The following is a 17885-nucleotide window of genomic DNA, read 5'->3' as shown; positions in this document are numbered from 1 at the left end:
ATGATCAACTGCGGGTCGGACGGGCCGGTCGGTACACCGGCGTCAGTGCTCGTCAGCCAGAGAGGATTCCAGATAGATGGCCGCCAGCAACGTGAACACGTAGGCCTGGAGTCCACAGATCAACAGTTCGAAGAACACCAGGCCGATGCCGCCGACGGCCGGGAGGATCCCGAGGAGGAAGTTGGTCACGCCACCCGAGGTCCACAGGTAGATGGCGCCGAAGCCGGCGATGGTGATCAGCATGTGGCCGGCGAACATGTTGGCGAACAACCGGACGGCCAGGGTGAACGGCCGGAGCACGATGTTCGACAGGAACTCGATCGGGATCAGCAGGATGTGCATGGCCGGCGGGATGCCCGGGATGTAGCACATCATCTTGAAGAAGCCGAAGAACCCGTGCTTGCGGATGCCGACGTACATGTAGAGCACCCAGACGACCAGGGCGAGCAGCACCGGGATGGCGAAGTGCGAGGTCACCGGCAGCTGCGCCACCGGGACGATGCCCCAGATGTTCTGGATGAAGATGAAGAGGAACAGCGTGGCCAGGAATCCGGCCCACGCCTTGCCGTGCTTGCCGAGGATCTCGATCGCGATGCCGTTGCGGATGAAGCCGTAGAGCGACTCGCCAGCGAACTGCAGCTTGCCCGGCTTCATCGCGGCTTTGCGAGAGGCGGCCAGGAAGAAGGCGCAGAGGATGATCACGCCGAGGATCAGCAGCACCATCGCCTTGACGGAGGCGATGACGGTGCCGTCACCGATCCGGTCGAAGAAGAAGGAGTGCTCGACCGTGGGGGCGACGAATCCCTCCTCCTCGCCCTCCGGCGCTGCCAGCAGGCCCTGCGCAAGCAGAGTCAGGGACACTCGGTCTCCCTCCGGGTGCTGATCGGATCCGCGTGCTGTGTCGCGGGTCCGGCAGTCTCGTCTCGTGGCTTGGTCGTCTTCACGGGCCGTGGATCCGCGTGACCGGTAGCGGATGCCCTGGCCACCACGGCGTAGATCCCGAGCGCCATGCCGATCATCAGGCCGATGGGAGTCATCAGGCGGGTGCCCCACCAGAGGTCCAACAGCCAGCCGATCCCACCCCAGACGACGAAACCGCCGATCAGGGTGGAGATCACCGCCCAGCCTTCGTTCGACCCAGCGGAACTGGGGCGCTTGCCGGGCAGGAGGATCTGTTTCATGGCACCGCGGACACTATCAGTTGCCCTCCGGTGTCGTTGCACTCGGACGGGCAACTTTCTACCGTTTGTCGAAGATGCGACGTGGATCACTCCGTACGGCGTTCTCTCACCAGCGTCGGCGCTTGGTGCCGCCCTGGTCGCCCGCCTTGGGCGTGGGTGCGTCCCGGGCCACCGCCGCGTCGACGTAGAAGATCTTGGTGGTCAGCACGGAGCGCAACTGCATGCCCAGCCAGCACAGGACGCCCAGCCCGATCGCGCCGGCCATCCACCGTGAATCGATCACCGAATCCCGCGGCAGCAGCACCATGACCACGCCGAGTGCCACGATCTTGATCACGTAGGTGATCATCGCGATGAGCATCACCTGTTTGGGGTCTTCGCGGCCGATCTTGGCGATCACCACGGCCGAGACGGTGAAGAAGAGCCCGACGATGGCGGCGCCGACCGACACGCCCAGCACGGCCGACCAGCCCTGCACCAGCCCGCCGACGATGCTGAGCACCACGGCGCCGGCGACGAGCGCCGTCCAGGAGCCGGGCAGATGACGGAGCGTCCAGGCTCCCGCCGCGGCCGACCGCTCCATCGCGGCCACCTCGCGGGATCGCTCGGACAGGTCCACCGGCGCGCCGGGCGCGCGGCGGCCCGCCGAGTCATCGGGGCGGGCGGGCGTGGAGTCGGAGGACATGCGCTGATTGTCGCTGATCCACCGGCTGGAGACGCCCGTCCGGCGACGGTCGGTGCCGGTCAGGAGGCCAGGTCGGCCGCGTCGCCGGCGACCGCCTGTCGCCGCCGGCGTCCGAGGCGACGGGCGCGCACCCACGGCCAGGCCGAGCAGGTGGCCGCGACCAGCACGGCGACCAGGACGCCGGTGCCGTAGACCCAGCCGTCCCGCTCCAGGTCGACGAACACCAGGCCGACCGATCCCCCGGCCAGCACGGCGGCCCACATCCAGAAGATGAGCACGGCCTGCCGATGGGTGTGACCGATGGCCAGCATCCGGTGGTGCAGGTGCTGCTTGTCGGCGCTGAACGGATGCCGGCCCTGCCGGGTGCGCCGGATGACCGCCATCAGGAAGTCGAGCACCGGGATGAACACCACGGCCAGCGCCACGATGAGCGGGGCCAGCGCGGCGATGGTCGACCGCGGACCGAACGCCGAGGGATCGATCTTGCCGCTGGCGCTGATGGTCGCGCCGGCCATGGCCAGCCCGATGAACATGGCGCCCGAGTCGCCCATGAAGACGCGCGCCGACGAGAAGTTGTGCGGCAGGAAGCCGACGCACGCCCCGACCAGCGCGGCCGCGATGAGCGGCGGTTGCGAACCGTTCAGGTCGTTGGCGGACAGGTACAGCTGGCGGCTGGAGAAGACGAACACCGCGATGCCGGCGATGGCGGCCACGCCCGCCAGCAACCCGTCCAGCCCGTCGATGAAGTTCATGGCGTTGATCAGCACCACGGTGATACCGATGGTGATGAGCGTGCCCTGCACCTGGTCGAACCCGACCGTGGTGCCGCCCGAGGGCGAATCCGGGTCCGGCAACCACAGCAGTCGCCACTGCACGCCGAACAGCACCAGCACCCCGGCGGCCAGGATCTGGCCGGCCAGCTTGGTGACCGGGTCCAGGTCGAACCGGTCGTCCAGTACCCCGACCAGGCAGATCACCCCGCCCGCGGTGAGCACACCCGCGATCTCGGACGACGCGGTGTAGGCGTTGCCCAGCGTGGCCAGCTGCATCGACAGCACCACCGCGGCGGCGAAGCCCGCGTACACGGCGACGCCGCCGAGGCGCGGGATGGGCGCGGTGTGCACGTCGCGGTCGCGGATCGGGGTGACGGCACCCGCCCGCTGGGCGGCCCAGCGGACCAAGCCGGTGAGCAGGAAGGTCACCACCACCGCGGACCCGAAGACCAGTGCGTACTCCTTGAGCGGCAGTTGGTACTGGGTCATCGCGGCGCAGCGTATCCCCGCCGTCCCGTCCGGACGTCGATGCAGCGCCGCTGACGTGGCCGGTCACCGCGCGCGGTGACGACCTCCCCGAGTCCGCTGATCACGCTGTCGGGGGGCCGTGCTTCCATGGGCTGGTCGCGCCCGACCGATCCACGACCGGGCGCGCCCGTGTGTCGACCCACCGCCGAGACGACCTTGTTGGAGGTCCGACCCAGTGAGCACGCCCGCGCAGCCCGATCCCAGCGGTCCCCGTCCCTCGCCGGGACCAGGCCCGGGCCCGTCCTCGGGTCCGGGTCACGGCTCCCCCGCCCACGGCACCGGCGCACCGCCCCCCACGTCCGCGATGACGATGCAGCCCGGACCGCCGCCCGGACCGCCGCCCGGGCCGGGCACGCCGCCCCCGGCGTGGTACGCGGGGCCGGCCGACCGCGGACCGGGGCAGGGACCGGGTGGATGGCCCGCAGGGCCCGGCCCCACCGGGCCGTGGCCGGGACCGCAGGGCCAGGGCGGACCCGCCCCAGGCCCGCCGGGATCCCCCGGCCACGCCGGCCCGAACGGCGGTCCGGCGCTCGGCGCCCCGGCCGCCCCGCCGGGGGTGACGCCGGCCGGCGTGACCGTTGCCGCCCACCTGGTCACCATCGTGTTGATCGCGTTGGGTCTGGCCATCCCGTTCTCCGACGACAACTTCTTCTCCTCCAGCCTGGCCTGGTCGGTGTTCGCGATGGTGGCGGCGCTGGTGCAGGCGGCGCCCCTGCTCATGCGCGGCCCGGACGGCCGACCGACGCGCACCGGGTGGCTGGTCGGGGCCACCGCGGCCGGCGCGCTGGTCGGGTTCTGGGTGCTCATCGCCCTGCCCGACATCACCAGCAACCAGGGGTTCGTGCTCTCGCTGGGCACCGCGACCGCGGTGCTGGCTGTGGTGGCGTCGCCCGGCCGCGCGGAACGATGAACTCCTCCGGTCCCCCGGTCGCCGCTCCAGCGACCGGCGTTTCCGCGGCCGCGCGTCCTGGTTCCGGGTGGCCGTGGCTGCTGGTGGCCGGCGCCCTCGGCGTACTGTCGCTCGGCCTGGCCTGGTGGCCGTCGGTCGGCGTCGCCTCGACGATCTACACGGCGGGCTCCTGCTACACGGACGCCGACGGGTACTTGCAGTGCGAGCCGGGCATGGTGTTGTTCGGGTTCGGATCGGACGGCATGGTGCCGGGCGCGTCGACCGGGGCCCGGGTGTTCCTGACCGCCGCCGCGGCGTTCATCTGGTGGGGCTACCGGCGATGGTCGGTGGCGTTGGTCCGGATCGGCGTCCTGGTCGCCGCGTGCGGACTGGTCATCATCGGCCCGGCCGTGCAGTCCGGACCGGTGGCCTACCTGCTCGCGGTCGTCGCCCTGGTGGTCGGACTGCGTCGCGACGGATGGTCGCTGCTGGGCCGGGACGGCGAGGAGGCGCGGCGCCGGCTGGTCGGCCGGCTCACCGCGGCATCCCCGTCACCGGTCCCGGAGGCGGGCGTCAGCCCGACCGGTCGGCCGTCCGCACCTCGCCGATGACCTCGCGCAGCTGGTCGACGCCGACGGCGCCCTCCCGCAGGACGGTCGGCACCTCGGCCGTGAGATCCAGGACGGTGGACGCGACACCGACCGGCGCCGAGCCACCGTCGAGGTAGACGCTGACGTCCTCGCCCAGCTGGGCGTAGGCCTGGGCGGCCGTGGTGGCAGGCGGTTGCCCGCTGCGGTTCGCGCTCGAAACCGCCATCGGGCCGACCGCCCGGAGCAGGTCCAGCGCCACCGGGTGCAGCGGCATCCGCAGCATCACGGTGCCCCGCGTCTCGCCCAGATCCCACGCCAGCGACGGTGCGTGCTCCAGCACCAGTGAGAGCCCGCCCGGCCAGAACGCCTCGATCAACGTCCGGGCGAGCGGCGGTACCGCCATGACCAGGCCGTCGATGGTCGTCCAGGATCCGACCAGGACCGGGACAGGCATGTCCGGGCCACGTCCCTTGGCCGCCAGCAGTGCCTGCACGGCGGCAGGGTCGAAGGCGTTCGCACCGATGCCGTACACGGTGTCGGTGGGCAGCACCACCAGCTCACCGCGGCCGGCGGCCTGCTGGGCCGCGGCGAGCCCGTCGCGGCGGGCGACGGGATCGGCACAGTCGTAGATCATCGCGACTCCTGGGTGTTCACGGAGGACGGGCCGGCCAGCGGGACGCGCCGCGCGGTGACGAACCGCGGCCGGCCGGTGAGATCGGGATGGTCCTGGACCTCGGCGAACAGCCGGCGGCGCCCGATCAGCTCGGGCACCACCTCGCCGTGGCTGTCGTCGTGCTCGATGGCCAACACGCCACCGACCCGCAGGAGCGCGGCCGCCACCGGGATGAGCGGGAGGATCACCGAGAGCCCGTCCGGCCCGGCGAACACCGCCTCCGGCGGGTCCCAGTCCGCCACCTCGGGATCGACCCGGGTGCCGTCCGGCACGTACGGCGGGTTGCTGATCACCAGGTCGGCGCGGCCGTCGAGGTCGGCGAGCACCCGCTCGTCCAGCACGTCGCCCGCTCGCAGCTCGACCTGGCCGCCGCCGGCCGCGCGGTGCGTGCCGACGTTCCGGCGCGCCCACGGCAACGCCGCCACCGATCGCTCGACCGCGACGACCTGGGCGTCCGGGCGGGCGCGGGAGACGGCCAGTGCGATGGCACCGGTCCCCGCGCACAGGTCGACCACGAGCGGGGCGGCGACCGACGCGATGGCCTGCACGGCCCACTCCACCATCGACTCGGTCTCCGGCCGGGGCACGAAGACGCCCGGTCCCACGGCGACCTCGACCGGGCCGAGCACGGCGGTGCCGAGCAGGTGCTGCAGTGGCTGCCGGGCGGCGCGCCGGGTCACCAGGTCACGGAAGGAGTCCCGCTGGTCCCCGGTCAGCAGCGGGTGCAGGCCCAGCCGTCCCCGGTCCACGCCCAGGACGTGCGCGGCCAACCACCGAGCGTCGGCCACCGGACTGGCCACGCCGGCCGCGGCCAGCAGCCGCTCGGCGGCCGACAGTTCAGCGCGCAATGTCACCGGCCCGGCGGCCGACGATCCGGACCGTTCGGCCCCCGTCATCGGGCTCCCCCTCCGATCCGTTCGGTCCGGTCGGCCTGGGCGAGCGCATCCAGGACGCCGTCGAGCTCCCCGGCCAGCACCGCGTCCAGGTTGTGCGCCTTGTACCCGACCCGGTGATCGGCGATGCGGTTCTCCGGGAAGTTGTACGTGCGCACCCGCTCCGACCGGTCGACCGTGCGGACCTGGGAGCGACGGGCGTCGGAAGCCGCGTCGGCGGCCGCGGCGCGAGCCGCGGCCAGCAGGCGGGCCCGCAGGATGCGCAGCGCCTGTTCCTTGTTCTGCAGCTGTGACTTCTCGTTCTGGCAGGACACCACGATGCCCGTGGGCAGATGGGTGATCCGGACGGCGGAGTCGGTGGTGTTGACCGACTGACCACCCGGGCCCGACGACCGGAAGACGTCGATGCGCAGATCGTTGTCCTTGAGCTCGATCTCGTCGGTGGTCTCGTCGGCCTCCGGGGCGACGAAGACGCCGGCCGCCGAGGTGTGGATCCGTCCCTGGGACTCGGTGACCGGGACCCGCTGCACGCGGTGTACCCCGCCCTCGAACTTGAGCCTGGCCCAGACGCCGTCCGCCGGGGCGGGCGATCCGGGCGCCTTGACGGCCAGGGTGACGTCCTTGTACCCACCGAGGTCGGAGTCCGAGGACGACAGCACCTCGGTCCTCCACGACCGGCGCTCGGCGTACCGGACGTACATGCGCAGCAGGTCACCGGCGAACAGGGCCGACTCCTCGCCGCCCTCCCCCGCCTTGATCTCGATCAGGACGTCCTTGGCGTCGTCCGGATCGCGCGGCGCGAGCAGTTCGGCCAGTCGGTCCTGCAGCTCCGACCGTTCAGCGGCGAGCTCTTCGGCCTCCTCGGCGAAGGCCGGATCCTGCGCAGCCAGCTCGCGTGCAGTGACCAGGTCGTCCCCGACCTGTCGCAGTCGGCCCGCGGTGGCCGCGATCGGGGTCAGCTCGGCGTACCGCCGCCCGAGTCGGCGGGCCTGCGCCTGATCGGCGTGGACGGCCGGGTCGGCCAGGGTGCGTTCCAGTTCGGCGTACTCGTCGACCAGGGCGGCCGTGGGATCGGCACTGTGCCCGTCGGTCATGGTGCTCTCCTGAGGGACGACGCGTTCGGCGATGGTGCTGGTGCCCGGACCCGGTTCCGGCCCGGAACGCCGAACGGCGCCCGCCGGCCTGCTGGCCGACGGGCGCCGTAGGGTTCGGTCAGCGGTTGCGCTTGCCGTACCGCGCCTCGAAGCGGGCGACACGACCGCCGGTGTCCAGGATCTTCTGCTTGCCGGTGTAGAACGGGTGGCAGTTCGAGCAGACCTCGACGGTGATCTTCCCGCTGGTCTCGGTGCTGCGGGTGGTGAAGGTGTTCCCACAACCGCAGGAGACCTCGGTGGTGACGTACTCGGGGTGGATGCCGGTCTTCATGGTGTCCTCTCTCGTGGCTCCGGGTCGCCGTCCGGACTTCGGCCGCGCGGATCCCCGTCAGGAACGACGTGGTGTCTCCGAGCGGCATCGGGCGGCGTGAACCGGGGCCGGGCTCGACCTGCCAGTGTGCCACATACAGGCACCTCCGCCTGAACGTCGCCCGCCTCCCCGGCATTCCCACCGTAGGGAGCCGGCCGGAGCCGACGAGGGCGGTCAGGGCAGGTGGATGGCGATCCCCGCCGCCGCACGGCGGGGCAACCGTGCCAGCGGACCGGGCCACTGCCGGGTGGACAGCGTGGTCAGCCAGGCCGTGATGCCGTACTTGCGCACCAGCGCTCGGATGACGTCCTGCACCCGGTCGTCGGGCAGTCGCTCCGCGCGGGCCGTGATCGGCTCACCGATGGGGGTCCCACCGATGGAGCACGGCTGCACCAGCACGTCGGACGGTCGGCGCAGCCGCTTGATCTTGCCCGCCCGGGGGTTGGACCAGACCAGCAGTGCACCGGCCAGGTCACCCCGGCCGGGCGCGATCCAGACCGGAGTGGCCACCGCCGCCCCGGACTTCCGGAACGTGGTGAGCAGCACGTAGGACGTGCGCGCCAACACCTCTCGGGCCAGGACCGGACTGGTGGGCACGATCGCGGCTGCCTCCTGCGGCATGATCAATCGCCGGGGGTGGACTTGGCCACCTGCATCAGGAACTCGACGTTGTTGCGGGTCTTGCGCAGCCGGTCGAGCACCACCTCGAGGGCCTGCTGGGTGTCCAGCGCGGCCAGCACCCGACGGAGCTTGACCACGATGGCCAGCTCGTCGGGCGAGAGCAGCAGGTCCTCCTTGCGGGTGGAGCTCTGGTCGACGTCGATGGCGGGGAACATCCGCTTGTCGGCCAGGCGCCGGTCCAGCTTGAGCTCGGCGTTGCCGGTGCCCTTGAACTCCTCGAAGATCACCGTGTCACCGGCCGACCCGGTCTCCACCAGCGCCGAGGCGAAGATGGTGAGCGAGCCGCCGTTCTCGATGTTGCGGGCCGCGCCGAGGAAGCGCTTCGGCGGGAACAGCGCGGTCGAGTCGACACCACCGGACAGGATCCGGCCGGACGCCGGCGCGGCCAGGTTGTAGGCGCGGCCGAGTCGGGTGATCGAGTCGAGCAGCACCACCACGTCCTTGCCCATCTCGACCAGGCGCTTGGCCCGCTCGATGGACAGCTCGGCGACCAGGGTGTGGTCGGCCGGCGGCCGGTCGAAGGTGGAGGCGATCACCTCGCCCTTCACCGACCGCTGCATGTCGGTGACTTCCTCCGGCCGTTCGTCGACCAGCACCACCATGAGGTGGCACTCCGGGTTGTTCGTGCTGATGGCGTTGGCGATGGCCTGCAGCACCGAGGTCTTGCCGGCCTTGGGCGGCGAGACGATGAGCGCGCGTTGCCCCTTGCCGACCGGCATGACCAGGTCGATGACCCGGGTGGTGAGGATGTGCGACTCGGTCTCCAGGCGCAGCCGCTCGTTCGGGTAGAGCGGCGTGAGCTTGGTGAACTCGGGGCGCTGCTTGGCCGCCTCGGGCTCCATGCCGTTGACCGAGTCGAGCCGCACCAGGGCATTGAACTTCTGCCGCTGCTGCTCGCCCTCCCGGGCCTGGCGGACGGCGCCGGTGACGGCGTCGCCCCGGCGCAGGCCGTACTTGCGGACCTGCGAGAGCGACACATAGATGTCGTTCGGGCCGGTCAGGTAGCCCGAGGTGCGGATGAACGCGTACGAGTCGAGCACGTCGAGGATGCCGGCCACCGGCAGCAGCACGTCGTCGTCGCGCACCTCCGGCTCGGCACCGCCGCCCTCGCCGGCCAGCCGGTCGCGGCCCCGCCGGTTCCGCTCGCGGTAGCGGCGGCCGCGGCGGCCGCGGCCGTCACCGTCGTCGTCCTCGTCGGCGGCACGACGCTGGTCGTTGCGGCCCTGACCCTGGTCCCGGGACTGGTCCCGGCCCTGGTTGCGCTGGTCGTTGCGGCCCTGCTCGGGCCGTCCGTCGCGATTCTGGCCGGCGCGCTGGTCGCGCCCGTCGGCGCGGTCACCCGAGCGCTCGGCGCTCCGGTCACCCTCGCCGCGGTCGTCGGTCTGCTCGACCGTCGCGCTCGCACCCTCGCCACCGTCCCGGTCACGCCGGTTGCGCCGGTTGCGACGGCTGCCGCGCGAACCGTCCTCGCGGCCCTCGCCCTGGTCCCGACCGTCCCGCGGGCTGATCGGCGGCAGGTCGAGCTGGAGTGATTCAACGGTGGGTGCGGAGCGGTCGCGCGACTCGTCTCGGTCGGCGGCCGGAGCGGCGACATGATCATCGGCGCCGTTCACCGCGGCCGACCGCTCGGTGTCCGGTCGATCGGCGTCAGGACGATCGGTGTCACGACGTTCGGGGCGCTGCGCGCGGTCCGCATCGGCTCGGGTGCCACCGGTCTCGGTGGCCGGCGCCGCGGAGGGAGCCGTCGCCCGGTCGGGGGACGCATCGGGGGTGGTGACGGTCGGCGCGGGCCGGCTCCCGCTGTTCGTGGTGCCCGAGGCGCCACCGGTCTGCCGGGCCGAGATGGCCGCGACCAGGTCACCCTTGCGCATCCCGGAGGTGCCGCGGATGCCGAGCTGACCGGCGATCGCCTTCAGATCGGCCAGCACCATGCCCGACAGGCCCTCGCCGCGCTGACGGACGCGGCGAGGCGCCGCACCGGTCTCGGTGTCCGCGGGCAGCAGGGTTTCGAGCGACTCCGTGGTGTCAGTCACGAAGATCCTTCCTGTCCGGCCGATGAGTTCGGCCGGGATCGTGCGCCGTCAAGACGTGACGGCTGCCGTCCCGCGTCAGTCGAGGACGCGGTGAGGTTCTGCGGATCACCGGGGTCGGGTTCTGGCATCGCAACGCGAGAGGGCGGGCGACAGAGCACTCCGGCGGCTGGACGCTCATCCCCGCTCACGCGAACGGGAGAATGGAGGCGATCGACAGAAGACGGAGGGAGTACCCCCTGCGACTCCGGCTCGTGAGTGCGGGTGAAGGACGCAAGGCCGGTGATCTGTCCGCCAGAGTAACCGCGGACGGGATGACCAGCAAGCACGACGCGCGTGTCACACGTCGCGTTCCATCGTCGGGGTGATGGGAACCGTCGCGGCCGGGGTCACCGGACGGACGTCAGCAGGCCGGATCGGCCTCAGCCGGCGCACTCCGCCCAGACCCCGCCCGGACGACCGTCGTCCGCCCGGACCTGGCCGCCCGTGCGGCAGATGGCGACGTCGCGCACGGTGAAGCCGTCCGCGGGGAGCTGCCCGGCGTCGAGCAACCGGTGCACCTCCTGCTGCTGCGACTGGTCGCACAGCACCAGCACCGATGGTCCGGCACCGGAGACGACCGCGGGCAGGCCGGCGGCGCGCAGGTCCGCGATGAGCGTGGTGGACGCCGGCATGGACGCGGCCCGGTACGGCTGGTGCAGCCGGTCCGCGGTGGCCGGGAGCAGCACCGACGGATCCTGGGTGAGCCCGAGGACGAGCAACCCGGCGGCGGCGGCGTTGGCCGCCGCGTCGGCGTGCGGCACCGTGGCCGGCAGCAGACCGCGGGACTGCTTGGTGGACGACGAGGCCGCGGCCTCGAACGCGATGGGCCGCAGGTCGGGGTGGACCACGGGTGACACCACCCGGGTGCCACCGTTCGGTGCGGGATGGCACAGGGTCAGACCGCCGAACAGGGCCGGGGCCACGTTGTCCGGGTGTCCCTCGAGCTCGCAGGCCAGGTCGAACAGATCGGCGTCGGACAGCGTGCGGTCCGGCTGCGCCGGATCCGGGGTCGGCAGCAGCGCCCGGCCCAGCAGCAGACCGGCCACGATGGCGGCCGCCGACGACCCCAGCCCGCCGCCGTGCGGGATGCGGTTCCAGCACCGCAGGTGCACCCCGGGCAGCGTCTGCCCGACCGTGGCGAAGGCACGGGACATGGCCCGCAGCACCAGGTGCGACTCGTCCAGCGGCACGGCGTCGCGTCCGGGCCCGTCGATCTCGACGACGAACCCGCCAGCGGTGGGCCGCACGGCCATCTCGTCGTGCAGGTCGAGCGCCAGCCCGAAGCTGTCGAATCCAGGCCCCAGGTTGGCCGACGTCGCGGGAACCCGGACGTGCCACCACGTCTCGGACCCGCCGGCATGAACCTGCGGCTCCGTCACGCCAGGTCCAGCGCGGCCGCCACGGCCTCCGCGGCGACCGGGACGACGACCGGGTCGGTCATGGTCAGCATGGCGGTGTCCGGGTCCTTGAGTCCGTTGCCGGTCACCGTGCAGACGACCACCAGCGGCCCGGCGGCGGTCTTCCGGTCCGCGAACAGCCGGCCGTCAGCGGCGACGGCGAGCAGGCCGGCCACCGACGCGGCCGACGCGGGCTCGACGAAGACACCCTCGTTGGTGGCCAGCAGCCGGTAGGCGTCCAGGATCTGCTCGTCGGTGACCGCGTCGATGAGCCCGCCGGACTCGTCGCGGGCCCTGAGCGCCTGCGCGCCGGAGGCCGGGGCGCCGATCCGGATGGCGGTGGCGATGGTGTCGGGGTTCGGCACCGGGTGCCCGAGCACCAGCGGCGCGGCCCCGGCCGCCTGGAACCCGAGCATGCGCGGCGTGGTGGCCACCACGCCGTCGCGCTGGTACTCGGTGAAGCCCTTCCAGTACGCGGTGATGTTGCCCGCGTTGCCGACCGGCAGGCAGTGCACGTCGGGCGCCCGCCCGAGCACGTCGCAGATCTCGAACGCGGCGGTCTTCTGGCCTTCGATGCGGACCGGGTTCACCGAGTTGACCAGCTCGATCTCCGGGTGGGCGGCGGCGGTCTTGCGGGCCAGCTCCAGGCAGTCGTCGAAGTTGCCCTGCACCTGCAGGATCCGGGCGCCGTAGGCCACCGCCTGGGCCAGCTTGCCGCTGGCGATCTTGCCCTGCGGGACCAGGACTGCGCTGTTCAGCCCGGCTCGCGCGGCGTACGCAGCGGCCGAGGCCGACGTGTTGCCGGTGGATGCGCAGATGACGGCCCGGGCCCCGGCGGCCAGCGCGTGGGTGACCGCGACGGTCATCCCGCGGTCCTTGAACGAGCCGGTCGGATTGGCCCCCTCGACCTTGAGCCAGACCTCCGCGCCGACCCGGTCGGACAGCGCACCGGCCGGCACCAGCGGAGTGCCGCCCTCCTGCAGGGTCACCACCGCGGCGCCCGGGGGGACGGCCACGCGATCGGCGTAGGCGTGGATCAGCCCCGGCCAGCCCGGGGAGGCCAAGCCCGCCGACACCGTGCCGCTGGTCATCGTGGTGCCGCTCATCGCAGCTCTCCCATCACCCGCATGACCGAGGTGACCCGGTGCACCGCAGGCAGTTCGCCCAGCTGCGCCACGGTCGTGGCCAGCACCGCATCCGGCGCGGTGTGCGTCACCGCGACCAGCTGCGCGTCCGTGCCGCGGCCCATCTGCCGGACGTCGGAGATCGACACCCCGGCGGCCGCGAACGCCCCGGCCACCGCGGCGAGCACACCGGAACGGTCGTCGACGTCCAGGCTCACGTGGTACCGCGCCGGGACCTCACCCATCGGCTGGACCGGCAGGTCGGCGTGGGCCGACTCCCCCGGGCCCCGCCCGCCGACCAGCCGGTTGCGGGCCACCGCGACCAGGTCACCCAGCACGGCCGACGCCGTGGGGGCACCGCCGGCTCCGGGGCCGTAGAACATCAGCCGCCCGGCCGATTCGGCCTCGACGTAGACCGCGTTGTAGGCCCCGTCGACACCGGCGAGCGGATGGGCCACCGGCAGCATCACCGGGTGCACCCGGGCCGACACCGCCTCGCCCCCGCCCACCGAGACCCGTTCGCAGATGGCCAGCAGCTTCACCACGCAGCCGATCTCCCGCGCCGCGCGGATGTCCGCCGCGGTCACCCCGGCGATGCCCTCGCGGTGCACCTGGTCGGCACCGACCCGGGTGTGGAAGCCGATGGAGGCCAGGATGGCGGCCTTGGCCGCGGCGTCGAAGCCGTCGACGTCCGCGGTCGGATCGGCCTCGGCGTAGCCCAGTCGAGTGGCCTCGGCGAGCGCCTCGCCGTAGCCGACGCCCTGCTGGCTCATCGCCGACAGGATGAAGTTGGTGGTGCCGTTGACGATCCCCATGATCCGCGAGATGCGGTCTCCAGCAAGGGATTCGCGGATCGGACGGATCAGCGGGATGGCTCCGGCGACGGCTGCCTCGAAGTACAGATCGGCGCCTGCCGCGTCGGCCGCCTCGTACAGCTCCGGGCCGTGTTCGGCCAGCAGCGCCTTGTTCGCGGTGACCACCGCCGCGCCCCGCCGCAAAGCGGTGAGCAGCAGTTCGCGCGTGGGCTCCAGGCCACCGATCACCTCGACCACCACGTCGACGTCCGGCCGCGCGACCAGCGCCGCGGCGTCGGTGGTCAGCAACGCGGCCGGGACGTCGGGGTGCCGGTTCGGGCGGCGGACGGCCACCCCGGCCAGCTCCAGCGGGGCGCCGATGCGCGCGGCGAGCTCGTTGCCGTGCTCGAGCAGCAGCCGGACCACCTGGCTGCCCACCACCCCGGCCCCGAGCACCGCCACCCGGACCGGTCCGCCGACCTCCCGCGCGTCCGGCCTCATCGGCCGCTCCCCCGGCGCGCGGTGTCGCGGAACACCTTGAAGGCGTAGCCGAGCAGCGTGACCACCACCAGCACGGCCAGGATCGCGATGACCACCTTGAGCCACTGCGGCATGTCGGGTGCGACCAGCACGACCACGATGAGCACTGCGGCGATCACCAGCAACACCACGCCGGGGACCAGGGACGGCTGTCGGGCCGGTGCCGGCGTGGTCTTCGCAGGGCGGTCCGGCTCGGGTGCAGTGCTCACCAGGTCTCCAGGCGCATCAGGTCGTCGTCGGTCTCCCGGCGGAGCAGGGTGCGGGCGGCACCGTCGGCCACCGCGATCACCGGCGGCCGGGGCACCCGGTTGTAGCTGCTCGCCATCACGTAGCAGTACGCGCCCGTGGCGGCGACCGCGAGCAGATCCCCCACCGCCAGGTCGGCAGGAAGGTAGCAGTCGCGGACGACGATGTCCCCGGACTCGCAGTGCTTGCCCACGACCCGGCAGCGTGTCGCCGGGGCCGTCGAGGTCCGCGAGGCCAGCGTCACCGTGTAGGCGGCGTCGTAGAGGGCGGTCCGGATGTTGTCGCTCATCCCGCCGTCGACCGACACGTACCGCCGCACCACCCCGCCGTCGAGGACGACGTCCTTGATGGTGCCGACCTGGTAGACGGTCACCGTGCCCGGGCCGGCGATGGCCCGGCCGGGCTCGACGGCGACGTCCGGCACGACCAGGCCGGCGGCCTGGCACTCCCGGCTGACGATGTCCAGCAGCGACGTGGCCATCACGTCCGGCTGCGGCGGATCGTCCGCCGACGTGTACGCGATGCCCAGGCCGCCCCCCAGGTCGAGCACCGTGATGCTGTCGGCCAGCGCCGGATGGTCCTCGAGCAGCTGCCGCAGCAGGCTGACCACCCGCCGGGCGGACACCTCGAAGCCCGACGGGTCGAAGATCTGCGAGCCGATGTGCGAGTGCAGTCCGATCAGCCGCAGCCCGGGCAGGGCCACGATGCGGCGGACGGCCTCCTGCGCGTCGCCCGCGCTCAGCGAGAAGCCGAACTTCTGGTCCTCGTGCGCGGTGGCGATGAACTCGTGAGTATGCGCCTCGACGCCGACGGTGACCCGGATGAACAGCCGGATGGGGTCCGAGTCGGCGTCGGAACCACGAACGAGCCGTCGCCGCTCAGCGATGCCGGCCAGCCGGCCGATCTCGTCGTACGAGTCGACGACGATGGCGCCGACCCCGACCTCGGCGGCCAGCTCCAGCTCGGCGTCGGACTTGTTCGAACCGTGGAAGGTGATCCGGTGGGGCGGGAAGCCGGCCCGCAGGGCCAGCCGCAGCTCGCCCCCGGTGCACACGTCCAGCGACAGGCCCTCCTCGTCCAGCCACCGCACCACCTGGGTGCACAGGAACGCCTTGCCTGCGTAGTGCACCGCCTCGGCCCGGCCGTAGGCGTTCACGAAGTCGCGGCACCGACTGCGGAAGTCCTGCTCGTCGAGCACCATCATCGGCGTGCCGTGCTCGGCGGCCAGGTCGCGGACGTCGTTGCCGGCCAGCACCATGGCGCCGTCGGCCCCGCGCCCGGCGTGCCGCGGCCAGATGACCGGGTCGAGCCGGTTCAGGTCGGCCGGCAGCGCGTCCAGCGGGCGATCGTCGACGTGTTCCCCGGATCGCGGTCCGGCGGGATGGACGCGGGCGGACATCACATGCGCTCCGGGGCCGAGACACCGAGGACGTCAAGGCCGTTGGCCAGCACCTGCCGGGCCGCGCGGCACAGCCAGAGTCGGGCCACCGTGTGCGCAGGGGCCGGGCCTCCGTCCTGTTCATCCCCCATGGGCAGCACCCGGACCGCGTCGTAGAACTTGTGGTAGCCGGAGGCCAGGTCCTCCAGGTACCGGGCGACGCGGTGCGGCTCGCGCAGTTCCGCGGCGGTGCGCAGCAGCGCCGGCCAGGCCGCGAGCAGGGCGATCAGCTCGGACTCGCGCGGGGTGTCGAGCAGCATCGGATCGAAGGCGGCCGGATCGTCGTACCGCGGGTCGATGCCGAGGTCGGCGGCGTTGCGGGCCAGCGACGCCAACCGGGCGTGCGCGTACTGCACGTAGTAGACCGGGTTGTCGTTGGTCTGCTTGGTCCACAGGTCCAGGTCGAGGTCGAGGGTGGTGTCGACCGAGTACCGGATCAGCGCGTACCGCGCGGCGTCCACCCCGAGGGCGTCGATCAGGTCGTCCAGGGTGAGCACCGTCCCGGCCCGCTTGCTCATCCGCAGCGGCTGCCCGTCGCGGACCAGGTTGACCAGCTGCCCGATGAGCACCTCGACCACGGACGGGTCGTCGCCGAATGCAGCGGCGGCGGCCTTGAGCCGGGAGATGTAGCCGTGGTGGTCGGCGCCGAGCATGTAGATGCACAGGTCGAAGCCGCGGGAGCGCTTGTCCAGGAAGTAGGCCAGGTCGCCGGCGATGTACGCCGGGTTGCCGTCCGACTTGATGACGACGCGGTCCTTGTCGTCGCCGTACTCGGTGGAGCGCAGCCACCAGGCGCCGTCCCGGGCGTAGAGGTGCCCGGAGGCCTTGAGCCGGTCCACCGCGGCCTGCACCGCACCGCTGCTGTGCAGCGAGTCCTCGTGGAAGTAGACGTCGAAGTCGGTGCGGAACTGGTGCAACGTGGCCTTGATGTCGTCGAACATCCGGTGGACGCCCTCGCGACGCAGCAGCTCCTGGGCGTCCGCGTCGGCCATGCCGTGCAGGGCGGGCTGGTCGGCGGCGATGGCCGTGGCGATCTCGGCGATGTACTCGCCGCCGTAGCCGTCCTCGGGAGCGGGCTCGCCGCGCACCGCGGCCAGCAGCGACCGGGCGAACCGGTCGATCTGCGCGCCGGCGTCGTTGAAGTAGTACTCCCGGGTGACCGCGGCACCCTGGGCGCTCAGGATCCGGCCGAGCGCGTCGCCGACCGCCGCCCACCGGGCGCCGCCGATGTGCACCGGACCGGTCGGGTTGGCCGAGACGAACTCGAGGTTGACGGCGCGACCGGCCAGGGCGTCACCGGTGCCGTACCGCTCGCCCTCGGCCACCACCCGGGCCACCGTGGCGGCGGCGGCCGCGGTGTCCAGGGTGAGGTTCAGGAAGCCCGGGCCGGCGATCTCCACCTTGGCGATGCCGGGCGCCGAGGCGAGCCGGTCGGCCAGCACCTGGGCCACCGCCCGCGGCGACATGCCGGTCGGCTTGGCCAGTCTCATGGCCAGGGAGGTGGCGTAGTCGCCGTGCTCGCGGGATCGGGGCCGCTCCACGGTGATCTCGGTGGCGGCCAGCGCGGCCTGCGCTGCGGCCGGACCGACGCCCTCAGTGCTGTCGGGGACGGCCTTCGGGGTCAGGTCACCCTCGGCCACCGCCGCCGTCAGGGCAACACGGAGCACGTCGACCAGGGACTCGGGATTCACCCGTCCATCTTAGGAAGCCGCGACGAGCCTTCCGACCACGCTCCCGAGCGGGCGCGAGGGCGCTCCGGGAACGCCCGATCACGCTGCGCGTTCACAGCCGGGCCACGCGCGCGGTCCGTACACTCCGCAGCGGCCGAGGTCAGGGCCGGTTCGACCGCCTCGCGGGCGGTCGGCGCGGCGATCGCGGCGTCGAGCACGGGGCGTTGTCCCGGGCCGGCTGTTCCTG

Annotated in this window: 18 protein-coding genes; 2 read left to right on the top strand and 16 right to left on the bottom strand. The window is 72.6% G+C overall.

Going from position 1 to position 17885, the window contains the following annotated elements:
* Positions 1-42: 42 nt before the first annotated feature.
* From atpB to JL106_RS00535, 4 genes are all read right to left on the bottom strand, one after another.
* Positions 43-861, bottom strand: coding sequence for a F0F1 ATP synthase subunit A (gene atpB / locus JL106_RS00550; protein WP_205258716.1), 819 nt, complete (start codon positions 859-861; stop codon positions 43-45).
* Entirely contained in the window at positions 852-1181 is a 330-nt protein-coding gene (locus JL106_RS00545; RefSeq protein ID WP_205258715.1) for an AtpZ/AtpI family protein, read from the bottom strand. Before JL106_RS00545 ends, atpB begins: the two co-directional genes overlap by 10 nt.
* 106 nt (positions 1182-1287) lie before the next feature.
* Positions 1288-1866: a hypothetical protein gene (locus JL106_RS00540; RefSeq protein WP_205258714.1), complete on the bottom strand. Its 579-nt coding sequence runs from the start codon at positions 1864-1866 to the stop codon at positions 1288-1290.
* A 59-nt stretch (positions 1867-1925) separates the two neighbouring features.
* Positions 1926-3128, bottom strand: coding sequence for an MraY family glycosyltransferase (locus JL106_RS00535; protein WP_205258713.1), 1203 nt, complete (start codon positions 3126-3128; stop codon positions 1926-1928).
* Positions 3129-3738: 610 nt separating this feature from the next.
* On the opposite strand from JL106_RS00535, the gene JL106_RS00530 reads away from it, so the two are divergent.
* The gene (locus tag JL106_RS00530) at positions 3739-4077 is read left to right on the top strand and encodes a hypothetical protein (protein ID WP_205258712.1); all 339 of its coding nucleotides are present in this window, start codon (positions 3739-3741) and stop codon (positions 4075-4077) included.
* An 83-nt stretch (positions 4078-4160) separates the two neighbouring features.
* Positions 4161-4667, top strand: coding sequence for a hypothetical protein (locus JL106_RS00525; protein ID WP_205258711.1), 507 nt, complete (start codon positions 4161-4163; stop codon positions 4665-4667).
* On the opposite strand, the gene JL106_RS00520 is transcribed toward JL106_RS00525, so the two are convergent.
* The 12 genes from JL106_RS00520 to argS form a co-directional block, all read right to left on the bottom strand.
* Complete coding sequence (locus JL106_RS00520) at positions 4630-5280, bottom strand: L-threonylcarbamoyladenylate synthase (RefSeq protein WP_205258710.1); 651 nt, start codon at positions 5278-5280, stop codon at positions 4630-4632. The genes JL106_RS00525 and JL106_RS00520 overlap by 38 nt on opposite strands.
* Positions 5277-6215 carry a peptide chain release factor N(5)-glutamine methyltransferase gene (prmC, locus tag JL106_RS00515; RefSeq protein ID WP_205258709.1) on the bottom strand — a complete coding sequence of 313 codons (939 nt, stop codon included), beginning with the start codon at positions 6213-6215 and terminating at the stop codon, positions 5277-5279. Before prmC ends, JL106_RS00520 begins: the two co-directional genes overlap by 4 nt.
* Positions 6212-7306: a peptide chain release factor 1 gene (gene prfA / locus JL106_RS00510; RefSeq protein ID WP_205258708.1), complete on the bottom strand. Its 1095-nt coding sequence runs from the start codon at positions 7304-7306 to the stop codon at positions 6212-6214. The genes prmC and prfA overlap by 4 nt, the downstream gene beginning before the upstream one ends.
* Positions 7307-7424: 118 nt before the next feature.
* Positions 7425-7637, bottom strand: coding sequence for a 50S ribosomal protein L31 (gene rpmE / locus JL106_RS00505; RefSeq protein WP_205258707.1), 213 nt, complete (start codon positions 7635-7637; stop codon positions 7425-7427).
* A gap of 213 nt (positions 7638-7850) precedes the next feature.
* On the bottom strand, positions 7851-8273 hold the full coding sequence (locus JL106_RS00500; protein WP_205258706.1) for a PPOX class F420-dependent oxidoreductase: 423 nt from the start codon (positions 8271-8273) through the stop codon (positions 7851-7853).
* 26 nt (positions 8274-8299) lie between these two features.
* Entirely contained in the window at positions 8300-10390 is a 2091-nt protein-coding gene (gene rho / locus JL106_RS00495; RefSeq protein ID WP_205258705.1) for a transcription termination factor Rho, read from the bottom strand.
* Between the two features lie 419 nt (positions 10391-10809).
* Positions 10810-11808, bottom strand: coding sequence for a homoserine kinase (gene thrB / locus JL106_RS00490; protein ID WP_205258704.1), 999 nt, complete (start codon positions 11806-11808; stop codon positions 10810-10812).
* Positions 11805-12932 (bottom strand): threonine synthase, encoded by a 1128-nt coding sequence (gene thrC, locus JL106_RS00485; RefSeq protein ID WP_236006396.1) that lies wholly within the window; start codon positions 12930-12932, stop codon positions 11805-11807. Before thrC ends, thrB begins: the two co-directional genes overlap by 4 nt.
* Positions 12929-14245, bottom strand: coding sequence for a homoserine dehydrogenase (locus JL106_RS00480; protein ID WP_205258703.1), 1317 nt, complete (start codon positions 14243-14245; stop codon positions 12929-12931). Before JL106_RS00480 ends, thrC begins: the two co-directional genes overlap by 4 nt.
* Positions 14242-14493, bottom strand: a complete 252-nt coding sequence (locus JL106_RS00475) for a hypothetical protein (RefSeq protein WP_205258702.1) — start codon at positions 14491-14493, stop codon at positions 14242-14244. The genes JL106_RS00480 and JL106_RS00475 overlap by 4 nt, the downstream gene beginning before the upstream one ends.
* Positions 14490-15929 (bottom strand): diaminopimelate decarboxylase, encoded by a 1440-nt coding sequence (gene lysA, locus JL106_RS00470; protein WP_205258701.1) that lies wholly within the window; start codon positions 15927-15929, stop codon positions 14490-14492. The genes JL106_RS00475 and lysA overlap by 4 nt, the downstream gene beginning before the upstream one ends.
* On the bottom strand, positions 15929-17659 hold the full coding sequence (gene argS, locus JL106_RS00465; RefSeq protein ID WP_205258700.1) for an arginine--tRNA ligase: 1731 nt from the start codon (positions 17657-17659) through the stop codon (positions 15929-15931). Before argS ends, lysA begins: the two co-directional genes overlap by 1 nt.
* Positions 17660-17885 lie beyond the last annotated feature (226 nt).

Source organism: Nakamurella leprariae (assembly GCF_016918035.1).
In the GTDB taxonomy this organism is placed as follows: domain Bacteria; phylum Actinomycetota; class Actinomycetes; order Mycobacteriales; family Nakamurellaceae; genus Nakamurella; species Nakamurella leprariae.
The sequence above is the reverse complement of the archived record's forward strand: the minus strand, read 5'-3'. Positions and strand labels throughout refer to the sequence as shown.